A 26,386-nucleotide genomic window follows, 5' to 3' on the forward strand; every position below is an offset into this window, starting at 1 on the left:
TGCTTGGTTGCATCCATGAGCTTAAATTGCCCGCGCAACCCCGCTGTTTTCGGGGTGATCGGCGTTATTGATTGATCGACTGTAGGAGAGAACGGGTGGACGAGCAAAAAGCCCTGAGGGTCATGCGTGAATTGGTGGACGACGGCCAATTGACCGACCCGGACAGCGCCCGTGGCAAGCTGCTGCAAGTGGCGGCCCACCTGTTCCGTAATAAAGGCTATGAGCGCACGACCGTGCGTGATCTGGCCGGCGCCGTGGGCATTCAGTCCGGGAGTATTTTCCACCACTTCAAAAGCAAGGACGAAATCCTGCGCGCCGTGATGGAGGAAACCATCCGCTACAACACCGCGTTGATGCGTGCGGCCATCGCCGAGGCCGGCAATGTGCGCGAACGGGTGCTGGCGCTGATCCGCTGTGAATTGCAGTCGATCATGGGGGGCAGCGGCGAGGCCATGGCCGTGCTGGTCTACGAATGGCGCTCGCTGTCCGAAGAGGGCCAGGCCAAGGTCCTGGCGCTGCGCGAAATCTACGAAGACATCTGGCTGCACGTACTGGGCGAAGCCAAGAGCGCCGGGTATATCCGCGGCGATGTGTTCATTACCCGCCGCTTCCTGACCGGCGCATTGTCCTGGACCACCACCTGGTTTCGCGCCGGCGGTAGCATGAGCCTTGATCAGTTGGCCGATGAAGCGTTGATTCTGGTGCTGGAAGACCGGCAATAAACTTGTGTTGGCCAGCATTAAACTGGCTAACTTGAAGAAAACGCCTAGCTTGAAGTCATTGATGCCGTTTTATTGGGGAGTGAGCTTGTTTTGAGGGGGTCGCCAATTCGGACAGCTTCGCGGCTTTTGCTCGCGACGCTTGCGGTGTCAACGATGCTGCCATCCCAGGCTGCGCAACTGGTGCGCATTGGTGCCGCGCATTTTCCGCCCTACACCGTGCGCCCGGAATCCGGGGCCGATACCGGGTTGCTGCCGCAGCTGGTCGAGGCTTTGAACGCTGCGCAAAGTGACTATCAGTTTGTCCTGGTGCCCACGTCCATTCCACGGCGTTTCGGTGACTTGAAGCAGGGCCGGGTCGACATGGCCATCTTCGAAAATCCGGCCTGGGGTTGGGAGGACATTCCCCATACCGCCGTCGACATGGGGCTGGAAGACGCCGAGATTTTTGTCGCGCAACGCCTGCCTGATCGACAGCAAAGCTATTTTGCCGACCTGAGCGGCAAGCGCCTGGCACTCTTCAGCGGTTATCACTACGAGTTCGCCAACTTCAATGCCGAGCCCCAGTACCTGCAAAAAAACTACAACGCCACGCTGACTTATTCCCATGACAGCAATCTGCTGATGGTATTACGCGATCGCGCCGACATTGCCTTGGTCACGCGCTCTTACCTGAACGACTATTTTTTGCGCAATCCGAAAGTCGCCGAGAAGTTGTTGGCGTCCGATCGCATCGATCAGGTCTATCACCATTACGCCATCCTGCGCCCGGCGGCTCCCATCAGTGGCGACGCCTTCGGCAAGTTGTTGCAGGGCTTGCGGGACAGTGGCCAGATGCTGAGGATTTTCGATCCGTACAAGATCGCGGTGGTGCCGGTCCCGCACAACGAACCGCCACCTCAAGTCGTCAATTGACGTTCTTTTCCTAAATTTCCCGCTGTGGCTGACGTCACCTCGTTGAACTGTCGACGATTATCGTGAGCCCGCCCCCATGTCCAATCTGAATGACCTGACTGCCCTGTACCTGCCGACCGGCAGTCGTCTTGCCGCTGATGAAACGCAGGGCCGCCTGAGCCTCAGCCTGGAAGGGCAGCCGTTGCTCACCCTGCGGCTCAATTGTGGCCCCGAGTTGCACGTGCAATTGCTGGAGCGCTTCGGTCACCCCGAAGGGCAAGCGATATGGGCGGCCTGTTACTGGCTGTTCGCCCGCGACCCCGACTGTCAGCGCCTGGTCTGGCAACTGCAAGACGTGCCGAATGAGGCTGTGCTCAGTGGTTTGCTGATTCCGACTTCCGTCAACGGCCAGTATTGCTGCGAGCGCACCTTGTTCTGGCAGTTGCCGCAGCCATGGCTGGGGCATTCCCTGACCGGCAGCTACCCACAGCAAATGGTCATCACCGGTGGTAAGCGTCATCCGCTGCGAGCGGTGAAACCCCGGGGTGAGGTGTATCGACGATACGATGCGCGGCTGGGCGCCTGGGTTTCCCTGCGTACCCTGGAAATCGAGCAAGACCTGGCGCGTTTCAACCGTTGGCAGAACAGTCCGCGCGTCGCCAGCTTCTGGCAGGAGGAGGGCAGCCTCGAACAGCATCGCCAATACCTGAGCAAACTAGAGGCCGATCCGCACACCCTGACGCTGATCGGGTGTTTCGACGATCAGCCGTTCGCTTACTTCGAAGCCTACTGGGCCAAGGAGGATCGCATCGCACCCTTCTATGATGCCGGCGATTACGACCGTGGCATTCACATGCTGGTGGGGGAGGAAAATCATCGCGGTCCGCACAAGGTGGCGAGCTGGTTATCGGCGCTGGTGCATTACCTGTTTCTCGATGATCCGCGCACGCAGCGCGTGGTGGCCGAGCCGCGTGCCGATAACGCGAAGATGATCGGGTACATGCACAACCAGTGCTTTCACTGCGAGAAGGAATTCGACTTTCCGCACAAGCGCGCGGCCTTGATGGTGGTGGGGCGGGAGCGGTTTTTCGATCGGTGCGCACTGGCCTGAGGATTGAGGCTCAAGATTCGTCGCGGTCTTGAGTCAGCCTTCGTCGGAACGCCGCCCGGACCAAGCCCGCTCCCACTGGGTGTGTGCAGAATCTGTGGGAGCGGGCTTGCTCGCGAAGGGAGCGACGCAGATTTCAGATCTTAGTGGCGAGCGGCTACATCGCCACGATTCCCCGACACCTTGCGGCAGTGCACCAGCGCATCGCGAATCATGAAGTTCACCAGGGTCGGCGAGACGCCGAGTTCCTTGGCGATGTCTTTTTGCGGTACGCCGTGCAGGCGATACATCTCGAAGGCGTAGCGGGTGCGGCTCGGCAACTCGGTCAACGCATCGGCAATGTGCTCCAGCGTCGAGAAATTGATGTGCGAAGTTTCCGGTGACGCACCCTGGATCACCACATTCAGCCCTTCCTCTTCAGGGCCGGAGTACTTCTGCTCCAGCGCCTGCTTGCGGTAGTGGTCGATTGCCAGGTTGCGCACGATCTGGAACAGGTAGCTGAGCTGGGCCTTGATCGAACTGGTGATGGGCGGGGCCGATTGCAACCGGAAGAACGCGTCCTGCACAACATCTTCGGCACGTGAGCGGCAACCGGTAATACGGGCTGCGATCTTCACCAGAATCAGTCGATTATCGACGAATGCCTGAAGTAGCGGTGTATCGCACCTGCTTGTGGATACTGGTTCCATCATGGAAATCACCTTGCTGCCAAAAGGTTAGTGGGACGGGGATAAACCGGGGGGCCGTCCTGCACAATCGAGCGACAAATTAGGCTTAATGATAATGATTGTCAAATGAGAAAAAGAATTACTGCGCGACAAAAGTGCAGAGTGCGAACTGCGACACGTTGACGCTCCTTTCAGCCCGCCTGGCGTTCCAGTCGACACCTAATTATTTCAAGACGTCATCCGTTCTCATTGGTGAATGGAACAGCGCAATTCTCATAACCCTGTAGGAGCGAGCTCGCTCGCGATGGTCGTCAACGATGACGATGGCCGCCTGACACTCCGCGGCGTTCTCCTTTTTTTCGCGAGCAAGCTCGCTCCTACAGCCGAAATCAGGCAGGAAACCTCATGACCGACGCGTTCGAACTCCCCAGCACAATGGTCCAAGCCCTTCAGCGCCGCGCGGCCCAGACGCCGGATCGGGTGGCCCTGCGTTTTCTTGCCGAGACCCCGGAACAGGCTGTGGTGCTCAGTTATCGCGAGCTGGATCAGCGGGCGCGGACGATTGCCGGAGCCTTGCAGACTCAAGCGGATGTTGGCGACCGCGCCGTGTTGTTGTTCCCCAGCGGCCCGGATTACGTCGCGGCGTTCTTCGGTTGCCTGTACGCCGGGGTGATCGCGGTCCCGGCCTACCCGCCGGAGTCGACGCGCCGTCATCACCAGGAACGCCTGCTGTCGATCATCAGTGATGCCCAACCGCGCCTGCTGCTGACCAGCGCCGGGCTGCGCGATGCATTGCAGCAAATCGAAGGGGCGCCGCCGTTGCTGTGTGTCGACACCCTCGACGGTGCACTGGCCGAACGCTGGGTCGCGGCGGATTTGCAGGACGATCACATCGCCTTCCTGCAATACACTTCCGGCTCCACCGCACTGCCCAAGGGCGTGCAGGTCAGCCACGGCAATCTGGTGGCCAACGAATTGCTGATTCGTCACGGCTTCGGCATCGACCTCAACCCCGACGACGTGATCGTCAGCTGGCTGCCGCTGTACCACGATATGGGCCTGATCGGCGGCTTGCTGCAGCCGATTTTCAGCGGCGTGCCTTGCGTGTTGATGTCGCCGGCGTACTTCCTCGGCCGGCCGTTGCGCTGGCTGGAAGCGATCAGCGAATACGGCGGCACCATCAGCGGCGGGCCGGATTTTGCTTATCGCCTGTGCAGCGAGCGGGTCAGCGAATCGGCCCTGGAACGGCTGGACCTGAGTGGCTGGCGCGTGGCGTATTCCGGTTCCGAACCGATTCGCCTCGACACCCTGGAACGCTTCGCCGAGAAGTTCGCGACCTGCGGTTTCACTGCGGACAGCTTCATGGCCTCCTACGGTCTGGCCGAAGCCACCTTGTTTGTGGCCGGCACAGCACGCGGCGAAGGCATCGGCAACCTGCGGGTGGACGATCAGGCCCTGGCGCAGAACCGGGTGGAAGCGGGCGAGGGCAGCCCGATCATGAGTTGTGGCATCAGCCAGCCGGCTCACGCCGTGCTGATCGTCGACCCGGTCTCGCTCAGCGAACAGGCCGACAACGTCGTCGGTGAAGTCTGGGCCAGCGGGCCGAGCATCGCCCTTGGTTATTGGCGCAACCCCGAGGCGTCAGCCAAAACGTTCGTCCGGCACGCCGGCCAGACCTGGCTGCGAACCGGTGACCTGGGTTTCATGCGCAACGGCGAGCTGTTCATCACCGGCCGTCTGAAGGACATGCTGATCGTGCGCGGGCACAACCTGTACCCGCAGGACATCGAACAGACCGTCGAGCGCGAAGTGGAAGTGGTACGCAAGGGCCGCGTTGCCGCCTTTGCCGTCACGGTCGATGGTCAGGAGGGCATCGGCATCGCCGCCGAAATCAGCCGCAGCGTGCAGAAAATCCTGCCGCCCGAGGCGCTGATCAAAGCCATTCGCCAGGCCGTCGCCGAGGCATATCAGGAAGCACCGAGCGTGGTGGTGTTGCTCAATCCGGGTGCGCTGCCCAAAACGTCCAGCGGTAAATTGCAACGCTCGGCGTGCCGCAGTCGACTGGCGCACGGCAGCCTCGACAGCTACGCGGTGTTTCCGTCGGCCAGCACCGCAAGTGCAAGCCAGGTCGAGTCGGGCTCTGAGCTGCAAAACCTGATCGGTCGGATCTGGTGCGAGCAATTGCAGGTCGGGCAGGTGGGCGCCGACGATCATTTCTTCCTGCTCGGCGGCAACTCCATTGCAGCGACGCAAGTGGTGGCGCGTCTGCGTGAAGCGCTGGGGCTGGAGTTGAACCTGCGCCTGCTGTTCGAAGCCCCGACCCTCGGCGCCTTCGCCGATGCCGTGGCCCGTCAGCAACAGGACGGTGGCCTGGCCCAGGGCGCGATCACGGCGCTGTCGCGCCAGCAACTGATGCCGCAATCGCTGGCACAAAACCGTTTGTGGATCACCTGGCAACTCGACCCCCACAGCAGCGCCTACAACATTCCGGGTGCCTTGCGCTTGCGTGGCGAGCTGGACGAGGACGCATTGCGTGCCAGTTTCCAGCAGTTGATCGAGCGCCATGAATCCCTGCGCACGCGCTTCTTCGAGCGTGATGGCGTGGCTCTGCAGCAGGTCACTGCGGGTGCTGAGTTCAACCTGCAAGTGATCGACATCAGCGATCTGCCGGCTGCCGAGCGTGAAGCCCGCGCGCAGCAAATCCGCGAGGATGAAGCGCGGACCCGGTTCGATCTGGAGAAAGGCCCGCTGCTGTGGGTGACGCTGGTGCGCCTCGACGACGAAGACCATCAGTTGTTGGTGACGATGCATCACATCATTGCGGACGGCTGGTCGCTGAATGTGCTGATCGACGAGTTCTCGCGCCTGTATGCGGCGGCCTCCCAAGGCCAGCAAGCGCTGCTGGCGCCATTGCCGGCGCAGTACGCCGATTACGCCAGCTGGCAGCGCCAATGGCTGGCGCAAGGGGAGGGCGAGCGGCAACTGGCCTACTGGAAAGCCCGTCTGGGCGATGAGCATCCGACCCTGAGCCTGGCCACCGATCATCCACGCTGCGCACAACAACTGCACAGCGCCGCCCGCCATACCCTGCGTCTGGATGCGGCCCTCAGCGATGGGATTCGCCAGACCGCCCAGGCCCACGAATCGACCTCCTTCATGCTGCTGCTCGCCGCGTTCCAGGCCTTGTTGCATCGCTACAGCGGTCAGCGTGACATCCGCATCGGCGTACCGAACGCCAACCGTCCGCGCCTGGAAACCCAGGGCCTGATCGGCTTTTTCATCAACACCCAGGTGCTGCGCGCCGAGGTGGATTCACGGCTGCCGTTCACTGAGCTGCTTGGGCAAACCCGTCAGGCAGCGCTGGGTGCGCAAGCGCATCAGGACTTGCCGTTCGAGCAGTTGCTTGAAGCTTTTCCGCAGGCCCGTGAACAGGGTTTGTTCCAGGTCATGTTCAACCACCAGCAGCGCGACCTCAGTGCCTTGAAACGCTTGCCGGGGTTGCTGGCCGAAGAGCTGCCGTGGCACAGCCGGCAAGCCAAGTTCGACCTGCAATTGCACAGTGAGGAAGATCGCAACGGTCGCCTGAGCCTGTCCTTCGACTATGCCAGCGAGTTGTTCGATGCGGCGACCATCGAGCGTCTGTCCGGGCATTACGCCAACCTGTTGCGTGAAGTCTGCGAGCGTCCGCAAACGGCCCTCGGCGATCTGCAACTGCTCACAGAGCCTGAGCACCATCAACAAGCGAACTGGTCCGTTGCACCCTGCACACCGGCCAGTCAATGGCTGCCGGAACTGCTTGACGAACAAGCCCGGCGGACCCCGCAGCGCACGGCGTTGCTATGGGACGGCGGTCAGTTGGACTTCGCCGGACTGCACACCCAGGCCAACCGTCTGGCCCACTACCTGCGCGACAAGGGCGTCGGCCCGGACGTCTGCGTGGCCATTGCCTGCGAGCGTTCGCCGCAGCTGCTGATTGGCCTGCTGGCGATCATCAAGGCCGGTGGTGCCTATGTACCGCTGGATCCGGACTACCCGGCCGAGCGCCTGTCCTACATGCTCAGCGACAGCGATGTCCAATTGCTGCTGACGCAAACCTGCTTGCTCGATCGCTTGCCGGCCAGCCAGGGCGTCAGCGTGATCGCCATGGACACCTTGCACCTGGACAACTGGCCAAGCCAGGCGCCGGGTCTGCATTTGCAGGGCGACAACCTCGCCTATGTGATCTACACCTCGGGATCGACCGGTCAACCCAAAGGCGTCGGCAACACCCACGCGGCGTTGGCCGAGCGTCTGCAATGGATGCAGCAAACCTATCAGTTGAACGAAACCGATGTGCTGATGCAAAAGGCGCCGATCAGTTTTGACGTGTCGGTGTGGGAGTGCTTCTGGCCGCTGATCACCGGCAGTCGCCTGTTGCTTGCCGGCCCCGGCGAACACCGTGATCCCCATCGCATCGCGCAGCTTGTGCAAGCGTACGGCGTGACCACGCTGCACTTCGTACCGCCGCTGCTTTCGTTGTTCATCGACGAACCGCTCAGCGCGCAATGCACCAGCCTGCGCCGCATATTCTCCGGCGGCGAAGCCTTGCCTGCGGAGCTGCGCAACCGCGTGCTGGCGCAACTGCCGGCCGTACAGTTGCACAACCGTTACGGCCCGACCGAAACCGCGATCAACGTCACCCATTGGCAGTGCTCCAGCGCCGATGGCGAACGCTCGCCGATTGGCCGGCCACTGGGCAATGTGATCTGCCGCGTGCTCGACAGCGAGCTCAATCCGGTGCCGGCCGGTGTGCCGGGTGAGTTGTGCATCAGTGGCAGCGGCCTGGCGCGTGGCTATCTGGGCCGTCCGGGCCTGACGGCCGAACGTTTTGTCGTCGACCCATTGGACGAGCACGGCGCGCGTCTGTACCGCACCGGTGATCGTGCACGCTGGATTGGCGATGGCGTGATCGAGTATCTCGGTCGCCTCGATCAGCAGGTCAAGCTGCGCGGTTTTCGCGTCGAGCCACAGGAAATCGAAGCCCGTCTGCTGGCGCAGGAGGGTGTTGCCCAAGCGGTGGTGCTGGTGCGCGAAACGGCGGCGGGTGGACAACTGGTCGGTTACTTCACCACCACCGACACTGCTGAGTCCGTCGATGCGCAAACGACTCGCCTGAAAGCGGCGCTGACGGCGCAGCTGCCGGAATACATGGTCCCGGCCCAACTGATGCGGCTGGACCAAATGCCCCTCGGCCCGAGCGGCAAACTCGACCGTCGTGCCTTGCCGGAACCGCAGTGGCAGGTTCGTGAACACGTTGAGCCAGTCACCGATCTGGAGCAACAGATCGCCGGCATCTGGCGCGAAGTGCTGGGCCTGACGCCCGTCGGCCTGCGCGATGATTTCTTCGCCCTCGGCGGCCACTCGCTGCTGGCCACGCAAATCATCTCCCGCACCCGCCAGGCCTGTGACGTCGAGTTGCCGCTGCGGGCGCTGTTCGAACACAGCGAACTGGGTGCATTTGCCGAACAGGTCCGCTTGATCCAGGCCAGCGGCAGCACCAACAAACAGCCGCCGATTGAAACAGTCGACCGTCGCCAGGCGGTGCCGCTGTCCTATTCTCAGCAGCGCATGTGGTTCCTCTGGCAGATGGAGCCGGACAGTCCGGCCTACAACGTCGGCGGCATGGCGCGGCTGCGCGGTGTGCTGGATGTCGCGCGTTTCGAAGCAGCGCTGCAAGCCTTGATCATGCGCCATGAAACCCTGCGCACGACGTTCCCGAGCGTTGACGGCGTCGCTCGCCAACAGGTGCACATGGAGACCGGCGTGCGCATGGCGTGGAAGGATTTCTCCGCGCTGGATGCCGAAGGCCGCGAGTGGCAGGTCCAGCAACTGGCCGACGACGAAGCGCACCAGCCGTTTGATCTGGAAACCGGACCGCTGCTGCGTGCGTGCCTGGTCAAGACTGCCGAGCAGGAACACTACTTCGTTCTGACCTTGCACCACATCGTCACCGAAGGCTGGGCGATGGACATCTTTGCCCGGGAACTCAGTGCGCTGTACGAAGCCTTTGTTGACGACCGTGAGTCGCCGCTCGCGCCGTTGCCGGTGCAGTACCTGGATTACAGCGTGTGGCAGCGTCAGTGGCTGGAGTCGGGCGAGCGTCAGCGTCAGCTCGATTACTGGACCACGCAACTGGGCCATGAGCATCCGCTGCTGGAGTTGCCGGCTGACCGTCCGCGTCCGCCGGTACAAAGCCATCAGGGTGAGCTGTATCGCTTTGACCTGAGCGACGAGCTCGCGGCACGGGTGCGGGCCTTCAATGCACAGCACGGCCTGACCCTGTTCATGACCATGACCGCTACACTGGCGACCCTGTTGTACCGCTATAGCGGCCAGACTGATTTGCGCATCGGCGCGCCTGTGGCCAACCGCATTCGTCCGGAAAGCGAGGGGCTGATCGGCGCATTCCTCAACACCCAGGTGCTGCGCTGCCAGCTCGACGGGCAGATGTCTGTCGGCGAGCTGTTCGAGCAGGTGCGCCACACGGTGATCGAAGGCCAGTCCCATCAGGACCTGCCGTTCGATCATCTGGTGGAAGCCTTGCAACCGCCACGCAGTGCGGCCTACAACCCGTTGTTCCAGGTGATGTGCAACGTACAGCGCTGGGAGTTCCAGCAAAGTCGCACTTTGGCCGGCATGTCGGTCGAGTACCTGGCCAACGATGCCCGTGCGACCAAGTTCGACCTCAACCTGGAAGTCACCGACCTCGATCATCGACTGGGCTGCTGCCTGACCTACAGCACCGATCTGTTCGACGAACCGCGCATCGCCCGCATGGCCGGACATTGGCGCAACCTGCTGGAGGCGCTGATTGCCGATCCGCAACAACGCTTGAGCGAACTGCCGCTGCTGGCATCCGGCGAGCAACAGCTTCTGCTCGACAGCCTCGGCGTCGAGCCGGGCGAACATCGGCTGGATCAGTGCATCCATCACCTGTTCGCCGAGCAAGCCCTGGTGCGCCAGGACGCACCGGCCCTGACCTTCGCCGGGCAGACCCTGAGCTACGTCGAACTCGATAGCCGCGCCAACCGCCTGGCCTGGATGCTGCGCGAGCGTGGTGTCGGCCCCCAGGTTCGTGTGGGCCTGGCACTTGAGCGCTCGCTGGAAATGGTGGTCGGCCTGTTGGCGATCCTCAAGGCAGGCGGTGCCTATGTGCCGCTGGATCCGGAATACCCGCTGGACCGCTTGCACTACATGATCGAAGACAGCGGTATCGGTTTGCTGCTCAGTGATGCGGCGATGTTCAAGGCCCTGGGCGAGTTGCCGGCGACCGTCGGCCGCTGGTGTCTTGAAGAAGACGCGGCTGCGCTGGCCCATTTCCCGGCCAGCGAGCTGCCGGCGATCAGTCTGGCGCAGCATCAGGCCTACCTGATCTACACCTCGGGCTCGACCGGGAAACCGAAAGGCGTGGTGGTGTCCCACGGTGAAATCGCCATGCATTGCCGCGCGGTGATCGAGCGTTTCGGCATGCGCCCCGACGACTGTGAGCTGCACTTCTATTCGATCAACTTCGACGCCGCCACCGAGCGGTTGCTGGTGCCGCTGCTCAGCGGCGCGCACGTGGTGTTGCGAGCGCAAGGGCAGTGGGACGCGGAAGAAATCTGCGGCCTGATCCGTCGTCATCACATCAACGTACTCGGTTTCACGCCGAGCTACGGCAGCCAGTTGGCGCAATGGCTGGCGACCCAGGGCCAGACCCTGCCGGTGCGCATGATCATCACCGGCGGCGAGGCGCTGACCGGTGAGCACCTGGCGCGTATTCGTGCAGCGTTCAAGCCGAGCCGGTTCTTCAACGCCTACGGCCCGACCGAGACCGTGGTCATGCCGCTGGCCAGCCTTGCGCCTGAAGTGCTGGAAGAGGGCGCCGGCAGCGTGCCGATCGGCAGTGTGATCGGCGACCGCGTGGCCTACATTCTCGACGCCGACCTGGCGTTGGTGCCACAAGGCGCGACGGGCGAGTTGTATGTCGGTGGCGCGGGTCTGGCCCAGGGGTATCACCAACGTCCTGGCATGACGGCGGAGCGCTTTGTGGCCGATCCGTTTGCCGCCGATGGCGGGCGCATCTACCGCACCGGTGACCTGGTGCGCCAGGGTGCCGATGGCCTGGTGGAGTACCTTGGGCGCATCGACCATCAAGTGAAGATTCGCGGATTCCGCATCGAGCTCGGTGAAATCGAAACCCGCCTGCTGGACCATGATTCAGTCCGCGAGGCAGTCGTGCTGGCGCTTGACGCACCGAGCGGCAAACAACTGGTCGGCTATCTGGTGACGGATGTCGCCGAACAGGACGAAGCGCAGCAATCGATGTTGCGCGAGGCCCTCAAGGCGCATCTGAAATCGCAACTGCCGGATTACATGGTGCCCACGCACCTGATCCTGCTGGCGAGCATGCCGTTGACCGGCAACGGTAAACTCGACCGCCGCGCGCTCCCGGCACCGGACGCGGAGCTGAATCGCCAAGACTACGTGGCGCCGACCAACGAGCTCGAAGTCACGCTGGCGCAGATCTGGTGCGACGTGCTGAACGTCGAGCAGGTCGGTCTCAACGACAATTTCTTCGAACTGGGCGGTGACTCGATCCTGTCGATCCAGGTGGTCAGCCGGGCGCGGCAGCAGGGCATTCACTTCAGCCCTCGCGACCTGTTCCAGCACCAGACCGTGCAGACCCTCGCCGCCGTGGCCACCCGCAGCGAGCAGATCAGCGCCGAGCAGGGCTTGATCATGGGCGAGTCGCGCCTGACACCCATCCAGCACTGGTTCTTCGACACCGATATCGCGCAACGCCAACACTGGAACCAGGCATTGTTGTTGCAACCGACGGTGGTGCTGGAATCTCATCGCCTGGAGCAAGCGTTGCTGGCGGTGATCGAACAGCACGACGCCTTGCGCCTGCGCTTTGGCAAGGTTGCCGGCCAGTGGCAGGCCTTGCACCAGCCGGTTTCCGATGCGCCGGTTTTGTGGCAAGTGCGTGTTTCGTCGATGGATAAATGCGCGGCCTTGTTCGCCGATGCCCAGCGCAGTCTCGACCTTGAACAGGGACCCTTGCTGCGCGTGTTGCTGGTCGATGGCCCTGAAGGCCAGCAACGCTTGTTTATCGCCATTCACCACCTGGTGGTGGACGGTGTGTCGTGGCGGGTGCTGCTCGATGACCTGCAAACCGTATATCGCCAACTGGAGGCGCGGCAGTCGGTGAAACTGCCGGCGAAAACCAGCGCCTTCAAGGACTGGGCCGCACGCTTGCAAGCCTACGCCGGCAGCGAGTCCCTGCGCGAAGAGCTGGGCTGGTGGCAGGCGCAACTGGCCGGGCCAAGTGCCGATTTGCCCTGCGATCACCCTGAAGGCGGGCGGCAAAACCGTCATGCGCAAACCGTCAGCGTGCGTCTCGACAGCGAGCGTACGCGGCAGTTGCTGCAACAGGCGCCAAGTGCCTATCGCACCCAGGTCAACGACTTGCTGTTGACCGCTTTGGCCCGTGTGCTGTGCCGCTGGAGCGGTCAGCCATCGGCGCTGATCCAGCTGGAAGGCCACGGCCGCGAAGCGCTGTTCGACGACATCGACCTGACCCGCACGGTGGGCTGGTTCACCAGTGCCTATCCGTTGCGCCTGACGCCGTCGAACATCGAAGAAGCCGCCGGGCAGGGGGTCTCGATCAAGGCGATCAAGGAACAGCTGCGTGCCGTGCCGCACAAAGGCCTGGGTCATGGCGTGCTGCGTTACCTCGCCGATGAGCCGATTCGCCGCAGCATGGCGGCGTTGCCGCAGGCACCGATTACCTTCAACTACCTCGGCCAGTTCGACCAGAGCTTCGGTGCGGACGCGCTGTTCCATCCACTGGATGAAGCCGTCGGCGCGGCCCACGATGCCCATGCACCGTTGCCCAACGAGCTGAGCGTCGACAGCCAGGTGTATGGCGGTGAACTGGTATTGCGCTGGACGTTCAGCGCCGAACGCTTCGATCCGTCCACCATCGGCGAGTTGGCCGATGCCTACCTCGGTGAGCTGAGCAGTCTGATCGAGCATTGCCTGCGCGACGACGCCGGTGGCCTGACGCCGTCGGACTTCCCGCTGGCGCAGCTCAATCAGACGCAACTGGATGCGCTGCCGGTGCCGGCCGTCGCTATCGAAGACGTCTACCCGCTGACCCCGATGCAGGAAGGCATGCTGTTGCACACCCTGCTGGAGCCGGGCACCGGCCTGTACTACATGCAGGACCGCTACCGCATCAGCAGCGAGCTGGATCCGCAGCGTTTCGCCCAGGCCTGGCAAGCCGTCGTCGCCCGCCACGAAGCGTTGCGCGCGTCGTTCTGCTGGAACGTCGGCGAGGACATGCTGCAGGTGATCCACAAACCGGGCAGCACACCGATCGAGTACCTCGACTGGCGTGATATCGCCCAAGCCGAGCAAGAGCCGAAGCTGCAAACCTTGCTCAAGACCGAACGCGAAGCCGGGTTCGATCTGCTCAACCAGGCGCCGTTCCACTTGCGCCTGATCTGTGTGGACGCGGCGCGCTACTGGTTCATGATGAGCAACCACCACATCCTCATCGATGCCTGGTGCCGTTCGCTGCTGATGAACGATTTCTTCGAGATCTACAGCGCCCTCGGCGAAGGCCGGGAAGCACAGCTTGGGCCTGTGTCGCGTTATCGCGACTACATTGGCTGGCTGCAACGCCAGAGCCTGGACGAAGCGCGGCAATGGTGGAAAACCAACCTGCGAGGGTTTGAGCGGACCACGCCAATCCCGAGCGACCGGCCGTTCCTGCGTGAACATGCCGGCGACAGCGGCGGCATGATCGTCGGCGACCGCTACACCCGGCTCGATGCCCGTGACGGCGCGCAATTGCGCGAACTGGCCCAGGCCCATCAGTTGACCATCAACACCTTCGCCCAGGCGGCGTGGGCGCTGGTGCTGCGGCGCTTGAGCGGTGATCGCGACGTGCTGTTCGGCGTCACCGTGGCCGGGCGTCCGGTGGAGATGCCGCAGATGCAGCGCACCGTCGGCCTGTTCATCAACAGCATCGCGCTGCGGGTGAAGATGCCCGAGGACGGCCAGCGATGCAGCGTGCGCCAGTGGCTCACCGGTCTGCTCGACAGCAACATGCAACTGCGTGAATACGAATACCTGCCGCTGGTGAACATCCAGGAGCAAAGCGAGCTGCCCAAAGGCCAGCCGCTGTTCGACAGCCTGTTCGTGTTCGAAAACGCCCCGGTGGAAGTCTCGGTGCTGGACCGTGCGCAGAGCCTCAACGCGACCTCGGATTCGGGCCGGACCCACACCAACTTCCCGCTGACGGCCGTGTGCTATCCGGGGGATGACCTGGGCTTGCACCTGTCCTACGACCAGCGCTACTTCGATGAAGCCACGGTCGAGCGCATGCTTGGCGAGTTCAAGCGTTTGCTGCTGGCGCTGGTGGAAGGTTTCCATGGCGACATGGCCGACCTGCCGTTGCTGGGGGCCGAGGAGCAGGACTTCCTCCTCCATGGCTGCAACCAGAGCGAACACGAATATCCAGTGCAGCAGAGCTACGTTTCATTGTTTGAAACGCAGGTCGCCCGACACCCGCAGCGGATTGCCGCCAGCTGTCTTGACCGGCAGTACAGTTATCTGGAGCTGAACCAGCGCAGTAACCGTCTCGGTCATGCATTGATCGCCGCCGGTGTCGGGCGCGATCAACCGGTGGCATTGCTGGCCGAACGCAGTCTCGATCTGCTGGGCATGATCATCGGCAGCTTCAAGGCCGGCGCGGGTTACCTGCCGCTGGACCCGGGCCTGCCGAGCCAGCGTCTGAGCCGGATCATCGAACTGAGCCGAACGCCACTGCTGGTGTGTACGCAAGCGTGCCGTGAACAGGCGCAGGCCTTGCTTGACGAGTTCGGCTGCGCCAGCCGGCCACGGCTGCTGGTCTGGGAGGAGGTCCAGGCCCATGCGCTGTCGGCGGACAATCCCGGCATCTACAGCAGTGCGGACAACCTGGCTTATGTGATCTACACCTCCGGTTCCACCGGTTTGCCCAAAGGCGTGATGGTCGAGCAGCGCGGCATGCTCAACAACCAATTGAGCAAAGTGCCGTACCTGAACCTGAGCGACGCCGACGTGATCGCCCAGACCGCCTCGCAAAGCTTCGACATTTCCGTGTGGCAGTTCCTCGCCGCACCGCTGTTCGGTGCACGGGTGGACATCGTGCCGAACACCATCGCCCACGATCCGCAGGGTTTGCTGGCGCATGTTGCGGCCCAGGGCATCACCGTGCTGGAAAGCGTGCCATCGCTGATCCAGGGCATGCTCGCCCAGGAGCGCATGAGCCTCGACGGCCTGCGCTGGATGCTGCCGACCGGTGAAGCAATGCCGCCGGAGCTGGCGCATCAATGGTTGCTGCGCTATCCGCAGATCGGCCTGGTGAATGCCTACGGTCCGGCGGAGTGCTCGGACGACGTGGCGTTCTTCCATGTCGACCTGGCCTCGACCCGCGGCAGCTATTTGCCGATCGGTACGCCGACCGACAATAACCTGTTGTATGTGCTCGATGGCGCACTGGAACTGGTACCGCTGGGTGCCGTGGGTGAACTGTGCGTCGCCGGCACCGGGGTCGGGCGCGGTTATGTCAGCGACCCGCTGCGCACGGCTCCGGTGTTTGTGCCGAACCCGTTCGGCGCACCGGGTGAACGTCTGTATCGCACCGGCGACCTGGCGCGCCGTCGCAGCGATGGCGTGTTGGAGTACGTGGGGCGCATCGACCATCAGGTGAAGATTCGCGGTTACCGCATCGAGCTGGGTGAAATCGAGGCTCGCCTGCATGAACAACCGGAAATCCGCGATGCGGCGGTGGGTGTGCAGGAAGGGGCGAACGGCAAGCATCTGGTGGGCTATCTGGTCGCGGCGCAGGTGGCGTTGAGTCCGGTCGAGGGATTGGAGCGGATCAAGCAACGCCTGCGCGCCGAACTGCCGGAATACATGGTGCCGCTGCACTGGCTGTGGCTGGACAAGCTGCCGCTCAACGCCAACGGCAAACTGGACCGCAAGGCCCTGCCGGCGCTGGAGATCGGCCAGATGCAGAACCAGGATTACCAGGCGCCGCGCAATGACCTGGAGCAGACCCTGGTGGACATTTGGGCCGAAGTGTTGAAGGTCGATCAGGTGGGCGTTCGCGACAACTTCTTCGAACTGGGCGGGCATTCGCTGCTGGCCACACAGATCGCCTCACGAGTGCAGAAAACCCTGCAACGGGACGTGCCGTTGCGGGCGATGTTCGAGTGCAGCACGGTGGAGGAGTTGGCCGGGTACATCGACGGATTGGCGGCCAGCGAGATCACCAATGAGAAGGTGGATCGCTTGAATGACCTGATGGCGGAGCTGGAGGGGCTGTAAATCTCCAGCGGCTGTACCGGCCTCTTCGCGGGCGAGCCCGCTCCCACAGGTTCCGTGGTGTACTCATCATGTATGACCACCTGAACCCCTGTGGGAGCGGGCTTGCCCGCGAAGGCGGTGGCACAAACGCATACATTCTCGCGATTGACTGTGATCCGTGAGCCACTCTGTCTCCCGGCTCCATTTTATTCCTAGAGACAGTCGAAGCCCTTCGTAACGATTGACGGACAAGCCCTTCACTGCATCGATCAAGGCACCGGTCGCCGGTAGTTACCCGTGGGACCAGGGCAAGTGGGCACCGCGGATCGCCGCGCTGGCGGCCAGTGTGGGCTGGTGCCAGAGGCAAGGCATATTTTCAATCTGGAAAATTCAGGGTTCGTCACCGCGGGGTCAACCACGGGCTCGTGGCGAACCGGACTCTGCCGAGTCAATCCTGTGCACGTTGGCGCACTACAAACGTTTCGACGCTAATCGGGTTATCTGCGCAACCGCAGGATGAAGTTCTGTCTCTCCCTCCAAATGGATCAATCCCATTTCCAGTGCTTTGATCAGCGCCAGCCAGCGCGAGCTGACGCGGAATTTTCGACGAATATTGCAGAAGTGATAATTCACTCCCGCCTCAGTGCAATTGAGGATCCGACCGATCTCCCAGGACGATTTGCCAATGGCACACCACTTCAGGATTTCCTGCTCTTTGGCAGAGAGATTCGGGGGGATATGAGGTGTATCCACATAGCTGTGGGGCCTGGCGGGTAGCGTGTTGGGTTGGAACTGGATTGGGCTCGCAGTGTGCATGGCTGGTCTCCCGGGGTAGGGGCGCCTCGGAGGGCGGTGAGTAACTCCAGGACTCTGTTATAGCGCGATTCAGCGTCGTTGGAACCTGTAAGAAATAACAGGTCGGTGGGCTGTATTCGCAGGCTGGTTGCGAGTGCAAGTTCAGGGGGGGACTGAGCTGATAGCGTTTTTTTCGGGAGTGTATGCGTGTTGCAGCGATCGGGTTTGTTAAAGCGAATGGGACGGTAAGTGTTAAGTTTTTGAAAAGTTAAAGTTTTTCGCGGGTTGGAGGTGTTTTTTTATCGAGTACTAGCAGTTCTGCTAGTGTGTGGGTGGCTTTTTTTATGGGTTAATGCAGGTGCGGAGTGTTTTTTATGAAGAAAGCACTGTGGTTGTAAAATTTTTCTTGTGGAGATGGTAAATGAATCAGCCAGTTTTCAATAAGCTAAAATTCGACCAGTCAGCTCTTTCCTGGAAAATTGTAGGTGTGACAAGAAATACTATAGAACTGTCGTGGGAGAAGCGCGCAGGTATAGTGGAGTATCTTCTTACTTCTACAGGTGATAACTCAGGTGAGGTGATTTATCAAGGACCCGGTACAACATTTACTATCGATTCGCTTAAGTCAAATACCCGATATACTTATTTTCTTGGTGGGCGCACTGCTGATGGGAAGAGGCTCACGCCGACCTTAGTTGTCGGAAAGACGGAAGTTAGAGGTGTTCCGGAAAAGCCAACACATTTGCGGGAACATTTTAAAACGACCGATTCAGTAATATTGGTGTGGGATGATGGGGAAGTAGATGGTGGTGTGCCTCGTTATCTTGTAAAACGAGACGGGGCTACGCTCGAAGTAGTTGAGGATACTGCCATTTGGGATACAACTCCTCAAGAGGGAAGGGACCATGTTTACTGCGTAACTACCGTTGATGATGAGTTTTATGAATCTGAACCTATCTGTATAGAGGTCTCCTTCGACGACATTACCGCACCTACAAATCCTACGAATATGCATGTCGAAGAGATTCAGGTGAGAGTGAGATGGACCCCAGTGTACGACAGTTCCGGTAGGGTTACTTATCACCTTGATCTGGGCCTCGGTAACCCAGTGGGGACGACAACGGAACCGTGGTATCTGTTTACCGGGTTGCAACCGGGGAGACCATATGAAATGGGAGTGACGGCCTTCGATGAAAGCGGTAATCAGTCGGAGAGGGTGGTCATTCACTATCCGGCACAGGGTATTCCTCCTCAGAGGAAATAGTCGTTTCCCTGTGTTGCTGACTATGTCTGTATAAAAAGTCCCGATGCCAGTGCATCGGGATTTTTTTGTGCGTGAACTGACGCCGAATTTTCGCAGGATATTGTCGATGTGATAGTTCACCCCCGCCTCAGACCGCGCAAGAGTCTGCGCGATCTCCCAAGATGACTTGCCCATGGCGCACCACTTCAGAATTTCGAGTTCTTTGGTGGACAGTTGCGGCGAGATAGGTGATGTGTCCGCACAGTTGTGGGGAGCGCCGCGCGGCGTTGTGGATTGGAACTGCGTCGAACTCGCAATGTGCATGGCTGTTCTCCCGAGCTTTCGGCGGTGCTGAAAAGGTCGTGGGTGTTTTATTGCGCGATTCTGGGCGGTTGGAACCTGTTAGAAATAACAGGTGGCGCGGATTTTTTGGTGGCTGGAACGAATCTGTAGTGCATGGTTTAAGTGTTTTCAACTAGTAGATTTGCCAGTTTTGGTTACCTGGATTTGATGCTTGAATGGTGCTGCGGTTAAAAATTAAATGCGGATTCGGTAATCTATAAGGTGGTTGTCATGAATACTTCTGTTTCTGTTTCTGGTTTAGTGTCGCCTGGTCGGGATGCGAGTGCTAATGAGACTCCTAATGGTGAAATTAGGCTTGATAGTGTAGGTAGGAGAGAGTTCACGTTTACTGTGAATTTTTTTATCCCGGGGAATGGTACTGCTGTGTTTTTGCATCAGCCTTCAGGTGGAACTCGTCAGTTGGGGGTTGCTTGGTACGGTAGTTCAAGTTGGACGGTTACTGATTTACTTCCTCTCCAAACGTACAAAATTTCCCTTGGTCCGGGGATCGTTCCACCTATAGAAATTAATGTCACCACATTAGGAGCTAATCCTACTCCTCCGAATCATTTCACTCCTTTCTTTCACACGGAGAATGAAGTTTACTTCTTTTGGGATGGAGGCAAGGTCGACACTGGCGAGCCGCGTTTTGAAATACGGCGAGACGGAGTGCTACTCGAGATAGCAGATAAACCTCCCTATAGGGATAACACTCCAATGCAAGGGCGTGATCACCAGTATTGCATTCGAACTGTTGATGAGGAATTTCTTTATTCTGACCCTCTTTGTGTTACCGTAAAATTTAAAGACGTCACAGCACCCACAGTCCCTTCGCACTTGCGCACCAGTAATCTTGGTCTGATATTGAGTTGGGAGCCGTCGCAGGACAGTTCTCCAGTGGTTAATTATAGAATTTATCAAATTGAGCAGGGTGGAGAAGAAATTGTATTGGGGACGACAGTGGAAACGGAGTTTGCTGTTACCAAATTGCAACCGGGGCGTCGATATGTATTTGGAGTGACGGCCTTCGATGACTCCGGTAATGAGTCGGAGAGGGCGACCATTCAGTATCCGGCACAGGGTATTTCTCTTCAGAGGAAATAGTCGTTTCCCTGTGTCGCTGACTATGCATGTATAAAAAATCCCGATGCCTGTGCATCGGGATTTTTTTGTGGGTGCGCCAGGCATGGCGCGTTTCGCGCAAGCGCAACCAGCGTGCGTATAAACGCGTGGTCAGCGATGAGGGCACACCGGGTACCGATGGCATGACGGTCGACCAGTTGGCGGACTACTTGAAACAGTATTGGCCGATCCTCAAGACTCGGTTGCTGGCCGGCCCGGCGAGTACCACCCGCAAGGCGGCCCGCTCTCGCCGCTGCTGTCGAACATCCAGCTCAACGAACTCGACCGCGAGTGGGAACGGCGGAGCCACCGTTTCGTACGTTATGCCCGAACACAAAATTTCTGACACCCCCCGGTGGTGTGAGAGGACGGCGGATGTGAATCTATCTCATACTTGATTGCAGGTAAGCACGTCCGTTGGACTTTCACATAAAAGACCTCTTTCAGCCAGGTACGCCCTCGGGATCTACTGCCCTGCCTCCTTGATGAACACTTCCCGACATCCCTGAAGAGCTTCAATACACTCTCCGACAACACTTGCGCAACGGGCCAGCGGCACTCGGGCCTCTTTCATTATTCGCGCGCGAAGGTTTTTCAAGTGCAGGGATTTGTCCTACAGGATGTTCGGATAGATCTTGCATACCGATCCTACGGAAAACGAGAAGATGCGCGCCGTTGAAACGCAACATCATATTTATTGGTGTTGATCAATAACCCGGTGCCTGACTTTTGTCGCTTGGCCGAAGCGCGCACTATTAATCAGATGTTTAAAGGTAATTCCAATGTTCAAGAAAATTGCAATTTCTGCCCCGGTGCTTGCTTTGGCTTTTGTTTCTTCGGCTGCCATGGCTGTTCCAATTAATGTCCCCGTTGAAGTCCGCGCTGATATTCCGAGCAGCGATTTCTATGTGCAGCCATCCAAGCTCGATACTGTACAACAACCTCAGCAATTGGCCTGGGATATGGACAATGAGGAGCTGAAAGGCATCAGCCGCAACTTCAGGGCGAAAAGCAGCGTTGCCACTGGCACAGCCCCTGCCATCAAGGCATCTCTGACGGCCCCGGCGTTCATCACCTCTGGCGAAGACGATATTGAGTTGACCGTCAAGTTCAATGATGTTGCTTTGAGTGTTGGCGGCGATGTAGAAGTTATCGCTGCTGATGCTGCGACCTCTGAAATCATCGTTCCCCTGAGCATTGAGCCAATCGCACCTGCCGGCGGTTACCAGACAGGTAACTACACCGGATTCGTTCGTATGCAATTCGACGCGCCTTGATAATTGTTGGATAAGTTCCAGCTAACAGTGTGTCCTTTATGTGGCCGGCGCAGCCGGCCGCATTCTTTCTTGCACGTGCAAGCGCTAACTTGAGATATTGATCAATGTTTCCGATGACTCCTATCGCAGGAGCGCTTGCGCTAATTATTTGCGCAGGCGCGCTTGCCAGTGAAAGCCAGCCTGCGAACAAGTCCGTAAGTTTGCTGCAGCAGGCTGAAGGTTTGCCTGCAGAGTTTCATGAATTCTTTTTTGATGTTCCATTGGCTGTTCGAGTCGAAGTCGATCGACAGTTCCTGGGTGAAGCCATGATCCTGTTGACCCGCGATGAGCGAGTGACGCTGATCAACTTTACGGATACACGCAACAGTGACCTTGCTTCGAGTGAGCGTGATGAGTGGGCCGCTTTCTTGACGCAGGGCGCGACGTTGGGCGCCTGTAAAAGTGGCTGCCCTCGGCAATTGCAGTCGGTTTACTACAGTCTGGAAGACTCGATGGTGTCGTTGGTGACGGAGAACGCCGAGCGCGATCCGCAAATCCGACAGTTTCATGATCAGCCTGAAGGCGGCAGCCACGGTATGATTGTGCGCAATCAACTGAACATCAGCGGCGGTCAGCAGCAGAATATCGCCGGCCGTTATGGCCTGGAGGCAACCGCGAGCCTGGGCAACTGGACGAACACGTTCAATGCTCAACTGTCGCGCAGGTCAGGAACCGATACGGGCATCAAGCATGCTGTCCATGAGTTGCATGCCCAACGGGAACTGGAGGGCAACTTCATCCGTGCCGGGTATTTCACGCCCAGTGCCCAAGGTCTGACTCGGTCTGTGCGCACCATCGGGCGAGGTCCCGACACGGTAATGGGTCTGATGTACGGCAGTTCCGACAGCTTGGCGATCGACAACGCCAACCCCAGTATCTATCCCATTACGGTGACCGCCAACCGCCAGGCGATGGTGGAAATCTATCGCAACGGTGTGCTGATCAACAGTCAGCAGGTGGCGAGCGGTCTGCAGGCGCTCGATACACGTCCGCTGCCCGGCGGAATCTACGAAGTGGAAGTACGGGTGGTCGAAGACGGTCAAGTGATTACCACCACTTCAGAGCTTATTTACAAGCCCACTAACTGGCGCAACCCGGAAAATCGCTGGCGCTACAACCTGTTCGCCGGTCGCGAGAGCAAACTGCTCAGCAATTGGCAGGAGCGCGATGACGGCGAACTGACGGCAGGCGCTGCCTTTAACTTCTTGCTGCATCCGCGAGTTGTCCTGGGGCTTTCAGCCCGTCAGGTCAAGGAGCAGATGCAGTTGGGCACCTCTGCCGACTGGACGGTGGGCGAGAAAACGTCCCTTTACACCAGCCTTTCCCAGACCAAGGGCGAAGGCACGGGGATGGAGGTGCAAGGTGTGCATCGCTACAACGGCGGCAGTCTGGTGTTGCGCCATCAGCGCAGCTGGCTGGACACCCGTAATACTTACGAAGTGCTGCCGGACGGGACACACATCCGTCAACGCAACACCTACAACGGACAAACCAGCAATACATCGCTGTCGGTGAGTCAGCGCTTGAACAGCAAGAGCTCGGTCAGCGCGCAAGTCTCCCAAAGCCAGGGTTATTCCGAAGGCGTGGGCATCGACCTGAGCTGGACCCGCAACGCACAGCTGTTCGGCAACCGCGCCGACTGGCGCGTGGCGGTGTTCGATCGACCAGGCACGGTTGGCACTGCCGACCAGCGAAACCGCGGGATCGATATCAGCCTGCGCATGGCACTGGGTTCCGACGGTCACCAGGTGAGCGGTAGCGTCGGTCAACGTACATCGCGTGACGGTGGACGCGATCCGAACGCGTCCGTCACCTATCGTCGCGACCTCGAGGATCACGTCCTGCAAAGTGTTTCTGCAACTGTCAGCAAGGATGTGTACGGGACAGGCCAGGCGGGCACGGCTGATTTCAAGACTGACCAGGTCAGCGGTTCGATGCATGCGCAACGTTCCTCCTACAACGGTCAGATCAGCGGCGGTTTGAATCTGGACAGTACTTTGGCAGTCAGTGGCAAAAAACTCGTAATGAGTAGCCAGGCCTCGACCGGAGAGGCGGGAATGATCGTCGATGTCGAGAGCGATCTCGATGATATCGAGCTGCGGGCCGACGACTTCGCCGGTACCCACGCCACGTTGCGGCCGGGGCGCAATTTCATTCCCGTTTCGGCGTACAAGAACGGCACGGTGAATTTCGATTTCAAGGGCACCGATGTTCCTGCGGCGGCAATCCAGCCTGCGCGCACTACCTATCACTTGAACAAGGGAGGGGTGGATTATCGTCAGGTGCGCATTCTGAAGACCGTGACCGTGATGGGGCGCCTGTTGGATGCCGGTGGAAAACCGTTGAAAGGCCATCACGTCATCAACCATGCCAGTCGTGGTGTCAGCGAAGTCGATGGGTTCTTTTCCATGGAACTTAGCGAGAATTCTCCTACACTCGAAGTGCGGCACGACAGTCAGTTGTTATGCCAGTTCAGGCTCGATCCAGCCTCCCAGCGCCGAGAGAATGATGTGCTGATGGTAGGGGATCTACGGTGTCATCCGGACACCTTGGCCGAAGCTGCTTATAAGTCTGAGAAGGCCAGTTGATGGGCACTTATACAAAAGCAGTCAGAACATGGCGTACACAGGACAGTCAAATGAACAAGTTACTCAACCGTCTGGTGCTGGGATCGGCACTTTGCGGGTTTGCAAGTTTAGCCAATGCCGCTGTATTGGAGGTGCAAGCCGAGATCAGGCCGGATCCGCTTAATCCGGGAAGCGCGGAGATTAAAAATAACACACTTGAAAGCGGGTACTGTGCGGAATATCCGGATAATTGCAGTAATAAGGGGATTCGAAGTAACAGCTTCTCTATTGCTTTTACGTCGTCAGGGGGCATTGCCAAAGATCAAGTGATCCCTTTTGGTTTTCCGGCGACATGGCGCAGATTTACTGTCCAGCATGCGGTGATTCCTGGCGAAACGGCGGAGATCGAAATTCGCATTGCCGGAGTGGGGACCCGTTATCGCTTGAGTAGAACAGCGCAAGCAATAATCGGACATCCGGGGGGATTGCCTGTGTTTGATTATCACGCCTTTCTCTGGCAACCCTCGTGGGCTGAGGCAACTCCTCCCTGCCAACAAGTCAATGATACTTCCCAGGGGGCTGATCCCAATGGAACAGACTTTACGGCATTTTGGTTGACCCCCCAGAACGTCACCACTTGCCCAAGGAGTCCGAAATACAACATTCCCGGCATGACTTTGCAACGGCTCGATGTACATTATGAGTTGCGAGCTGTTCGACCGGAGCAGTTGATAAGTGGCGACTATGAAGGGTCGTATACTTACTCCACCAGCGGCGATTTCGATATGGGTGTCTTGACCCCCAATGACGGTGCAATGACATTCAATTTGAACCTGGCGGTAAAGCAGGACGTCAACGTCAAAATGTCCGCCGACAGTATTGCCCTGGCACCCAAGGGCGGCTGGATGGAGTGGATCACCCATGGAAGACGACCGGAGAAAATACTGGGTGACTTGCGGTTTTTCATCTTGACGTCTACGCCGTTTAAAATGGATCTCAGCTGCAGTCAACCGGGAGCTGGAACCTGTCTGATAAACAACGGTACCCATGAAGTACCTGTCGATATCAGTGTCAGCCTGCCAAGTCCTTGGGTGGACAATGCAGACCAGCCGGTTGCACGGCGTCCACTGAAGATAGGTGGTGCCGGCCTGGAGCATCTGAAGCCTGCAGGTTTGCCCACTCGACAACCCAGTCTGCTGCATTTTGAAGTGCAGCAAGATTCAGTTGCAACAATGCACGACGCTAGCAGTTATCGAGGAATCGTTAATATAACTTTTGATTCCGATATCTAATCGCAGTAGCAAAGCCTGAGGCTTACTCAGGCTGTTGTCCCAGTACGAGGCTTATCTCATGAAATCCATTTATATGTTGTTGTGCACATTTTTCTTCAGTCTGTGCGCGCACGCCGGCCCCAGCCTGCAAATTGGTAGCTTCTATGACTTTATGAAGGGCGATCAAAGTACCTATCTGAAACGTATTCATAACGGTGGTACTTCAACGGCGTTCGTCAAGATCGAGATCAAGGAGATTTTTTATCAGCAGAATGGAAACTCCCGCGAAGAGCCCTTGAAGAGTGTTGATGGCAGTACCCGTGACGGCCTGGTCGCCAGCCCGGCCAGGCTAATCGTACCGGCCAAAGGAACTCAGGGTACCCGCCTGCTGTATACCGGCGATCGGAGTAAAGAGCGCTATTTTCGCGTTCGTTTTCTACCCGTTGTTCCCGAAAAAGAAGACAAGTTCGCCGTCTCGGACACTGAGCGTGAAACGTATGAAAAGGAAATGTCAGCCGGTTTTAACGTAATGGCCGGTTATGGCATGGTGTTCTTTGTTCGACCGGGCAATACCCGTTTTGATACCAAAATCGATAACACTGCCAATGGTTATCAAGTGAAAAACAATGGCAATAGTGTAGTTGTCATCGATTCCTTCAAGGATTGTTCGGCGAAGAACGAAGATGATTGCAAACCGACCAGAAAAGTTCACTTGATTCCAGGTCATGATTTCGCGTTCGACAAACAAGCGGGTCGAGTCTATCGCTATAACCTGATCGAGGACGAAAAGAAGACACCTGTGCAAGTGAAGGGATAGTTCGGTTTGCGTGGCCACTGTCATTTTGACTATGGCCACGCTTGCTTTCGGGGGCTGATTACCCATTCATGTGGCATTAGTCATGTTGACCCGAAAATATTCGACAACTTGTCCGGTGACACTGCAACTCGCCCTTGCCGG

Annotated in this window: 12 protein-coding genes and 3 pseudogenes; 12 read left to right on the top strand and 3 right to left on the bottom strand. The window is 59.1% G+C overall.

The window, feature by feature from the left end; all coding sequences use genetic code 11:
* The first annotated feature begins 95 nt into the window (after positions 1–95).
* The 3 genes from AC3WN7_RS08160 to AC3WN7_RS08170 all read left to right on the top strand — a co-directional run bounded on the left by AC3WN7_RS08160 (position 96) and on the right by AC3WN7_RS08170 (position 2,724).
* Positions 96–722: a TetR/AcrR family transcriptional regulator gene (locus AC3WN7_RS08160; protein WP_095968087.1), complete on the top strand. Its 627-nt coding sequence runs from the start codon at positions 96–98 to the stop codon at positions 720–722.
* Positions 723–875: 153 nt separating this feature from the next.
* A complete protein-coding gene (locus AC3WN7_RS08165; RefSeq protein WP_256585726.1) occupies positions 876–1,634 on the top strand; it encodes a substrate-binding periplasmic protein in 759 nt (252 codons plus the stop codon).
* A 76-nt stretch (positions 1,635–1,710) separates the two neighbouring features.
* Positions 1,711–2,724 (top strand): GNAT family N-acetyltransferase, encoded by a 1,014-nt coding sequence (locus tag AC3WN7_RS08170; RefSeq protein ID WP_102675073.1) that lies wholly within the window; start codon positions 1,711–1,713, stop codon positions 2,722–2,724.
* A 140-nt stretch (positions 2,725–2,864) separates the two neighbouring features.
* Here the strand turns inward: AC3WN7_RS08170 and AC3WN7_RS08175 are convergent, their stop codons facing one another.
* Positions 2,865–3,413: an RNA polymerase factor sigma-70 gene (locus AC3WN7_RS08175; protein ID WP_095968090.1), complete on the bottom strand. Its 549-nt coding sequence runs from the start codon at positions 3,411–3,413 to the stop codon at positions 2,865–2,867.
* Positions 3,414–3,794: 381 nt separating this feature from the next.
* Here AC3WN7_RS08175 and AC3WN7_RS08180 point away from each other — a divergent pair, with 381 nt between their 5' ends.
* Together AC3WN7_RS08180 and AC3WN7_RS08185 are read left to right on the top strand one after the other, a co-directional pair.
* On the top strand, positions 3,795–16,793 hold the full coding sequence (locus AC3WN7_RS08180) for a non-ribosomal peptide synthetase (protein WP_102675072.1): 12,999 nt from the start codon (positions 3,795–3,797) through the stop codon (positions 16,791–16,793).
* 219 nt (positions 16,794–17,012) lie between these two features.
* Positions 17,013–17,112: pseudogene (locus AC3WN7_RS08185) on the top strand (alpha/beta fold hydrolase); the annotation flags it as partial.
* 131 nt (positions 17,113–17,243) lie between these two features.
* On the opposite strand, the gene AC3WN7_RS08190 reads toward AC3WN7_RS08185, so the two are convergent.
* Entirely contained in the window at positions 17,244–17,588 is a 345-nt protein-coding gene (locus AC3WN7_RS08190; RefSeq protein ID WP_102675071.1) for a LuxR family transcriptional regulator, read from the bottom strand.
* 400 nt (positions 17,589–17,988) lie between these two features.
* Between AC3WN7_RS08190 and AC3WN7_RS08195 the strand changes: the two genes are divergently transcribed.
* Entirely contained in the window at positions 17,989–18,831 is an 843-nt protein-coding gene (locus AC3WN7_RS08195) for a fibronectin type III domain-containing protein (protein WP_102675081.1), read from the top strand.
* Between the two features lie 75 nt (positions 18,832–18,906).
* Here AC3WN7_RS08195 and AC3WN7_RS08200 read toward each other — a convergent pair.
* Positions 18,907–19,134 (bottom strand): annotated as a pseudogene (locus AC3WN7_RS08200) (helix-turn-helix domain-containing protein); the annotation flags it as partial.
* A 249-nt stretch (positions 19,135–19,383) separates the two neighbouring features.
* Between AC3WN7_RS08200 and AC3WN7_RS08205 the strand changes: the two are divergent.
* The 6 genes and pseudogenes from AC3WN7_RS08205 (at position 19,384) to AC3WN7_RS08230 (ending at position 26,245) form a co-directional block, all read left to right on the top strand.
* The gene (locus tag AC3WN7_RS08205) at positions 19,384–20,256 is read left to right on the top strand and encodes a fibronectin type III domain-containing protein (RefSeq protein WP_102675070.1); all 873 of its coding nucleotides are present in this window, start codon (positions 19,384–19,386) and stop codon (positions 20,254–20,256) included.
* 107 nt (positions 20,257–20,363) lie between these two features.
* Positions 20,364–20,614, top strand: a pseudogene (locus tag AC3WN7_RS08210) (hypothetical protein); the annotation flags it as partial.
* Positions 20,615–21,056: 442 nt separating this feature from the next.
* Positions 21,057–21,551, top strand: a complete 495-nt coding sequence (locus AC3WN7_RS08215; protein ID WP_102675069.1) for a CS1 type fimbrial major subunit — start codon at positions 21,057–21,059, stop codon at positions 21,549–21,551.
* Between the two features lie 104 nt (positions 21,552–21,655).
* On the top strand, positions 21,656–24,178 hold the full coding sequence (locus tag AC3WN7_RS08220; protein ID WP_102675068.1) for a TcfC E-set like domain-containing protein: 2,523 nt from the start codon (positions 21,656–21,658) through the stop codon (positions 24,176–24,178).
* Positions 24,179–24,228: 50 nt separating this feature from the next.
* Positions 24,229–25,449, top strand: coding sequence for a hypothetical protein (locus tag AC3WN7_RS08225; RefSeq protein ID WP_256585724.1), 1,221 nt, complete (start codon positions 24,229–24,231; stop codon positions 25,447–25,449).
* A gap of 58 nt (positions 25,450–25,507) precedes the next feature.
* A complete protein-coding gene (locus tag AC3WN7_RS08230) occupies positions 25,508–26,245 on the top strand; it encodes a hypothetical protein (RefSeq protein ID WP_015094088.1) in 738 nt (245 codons plus the stop codon).
* The last annotated feature ends 141 nt before the right edge of the window (positions 26,246–26,386 follow it).

This window comes from Pseudomonas sp. FW305-70 (genome assembly GCF_058783925.1).

Excerpts from the sequence above, each read along its gene's own strand:
- AC3WN7_RS08165 (WP_256585726.1), top strand. The coding sequence starts at position 876 with ATGCTGCCATCCCAGGCTGCGCAACTGGTGCGCATTGGTGCCGCGCAT.
- AC3WN7_RS08170 (WP_102675073.1), top strand. The coding sequence starts at position 1,711 with ATGTCCAATCTGAATGACCTGACTGCCCTGTACCTGCCGACCGGCAGT.
- AC3WN7_RS08175 (WP_095968090.1), bottom strand. The coding sequence starts at position 3,413 with ATGATGGAACCAGTATCCACAAGCAGGTGCGATACACCGCTACTTCAG.
- AC3WN7_RS08180 (WP_102675072.1), top strand. The coding sequence starts at position 3,795 with ATGACCGACGCGTTCGAACTCCCCAGCACAATGGTCCAAGCCCTTCAG.
- AC3WN7_RS08190 (WP_102675071.1), bottom strand. The coding sequence starts at position 17,588 with ATGCACACTGCGAGCCCAATCCAGTTCCAACCCAACACGCTACCCGCC.
- AC3WN7_RS08195 (WP_102675081.1), top strand. The coding sequence starts at position 17,989 with ATGAATCAGCCAGTTTTCAATAAGCTAAAATTCGACCAGTCAGCTCTT.
- AC3WN7_RS08205 (WP_102675070.1), top strand. The coding sequence starts at position 19,384 with ATGAATACTTCTGTTTCTGTTTCTGGTTTAGTGTCGCCTGGTCGGGAT.
- AC3WN7_RS08215 (WP_102675069.1), top strand. The coding sequence starts at position 21,057 with ATGTTCAAGAAAATTGCAATTTCTGCCCCGGTGCTTGCTTTGGCTTTT.
- AC3WN7_RS08220 (WP_102675068.1), top strand. The coding sequence starts at position 21,656 with ATGTTTCCGATGACTCCTATCGCAGGAGCGCTTGCGCTAATTATTTGC.
- AC3WN7_RS08225 (WP_256585724.1), top strand. The coding sequence starts at position 24,229 with ATGAACAAGTTACTCAACCGTCTGGTGCTGGGATCGGCACTTTGCGGG.
- AC3WN7_RS08230 (WP_015094088.1), top strand. The coding sequence starts at position 25,508 with ATGAAATCCATTTATATGTTGTTGTGCACATTTTTCTTCAGTCTGTGC.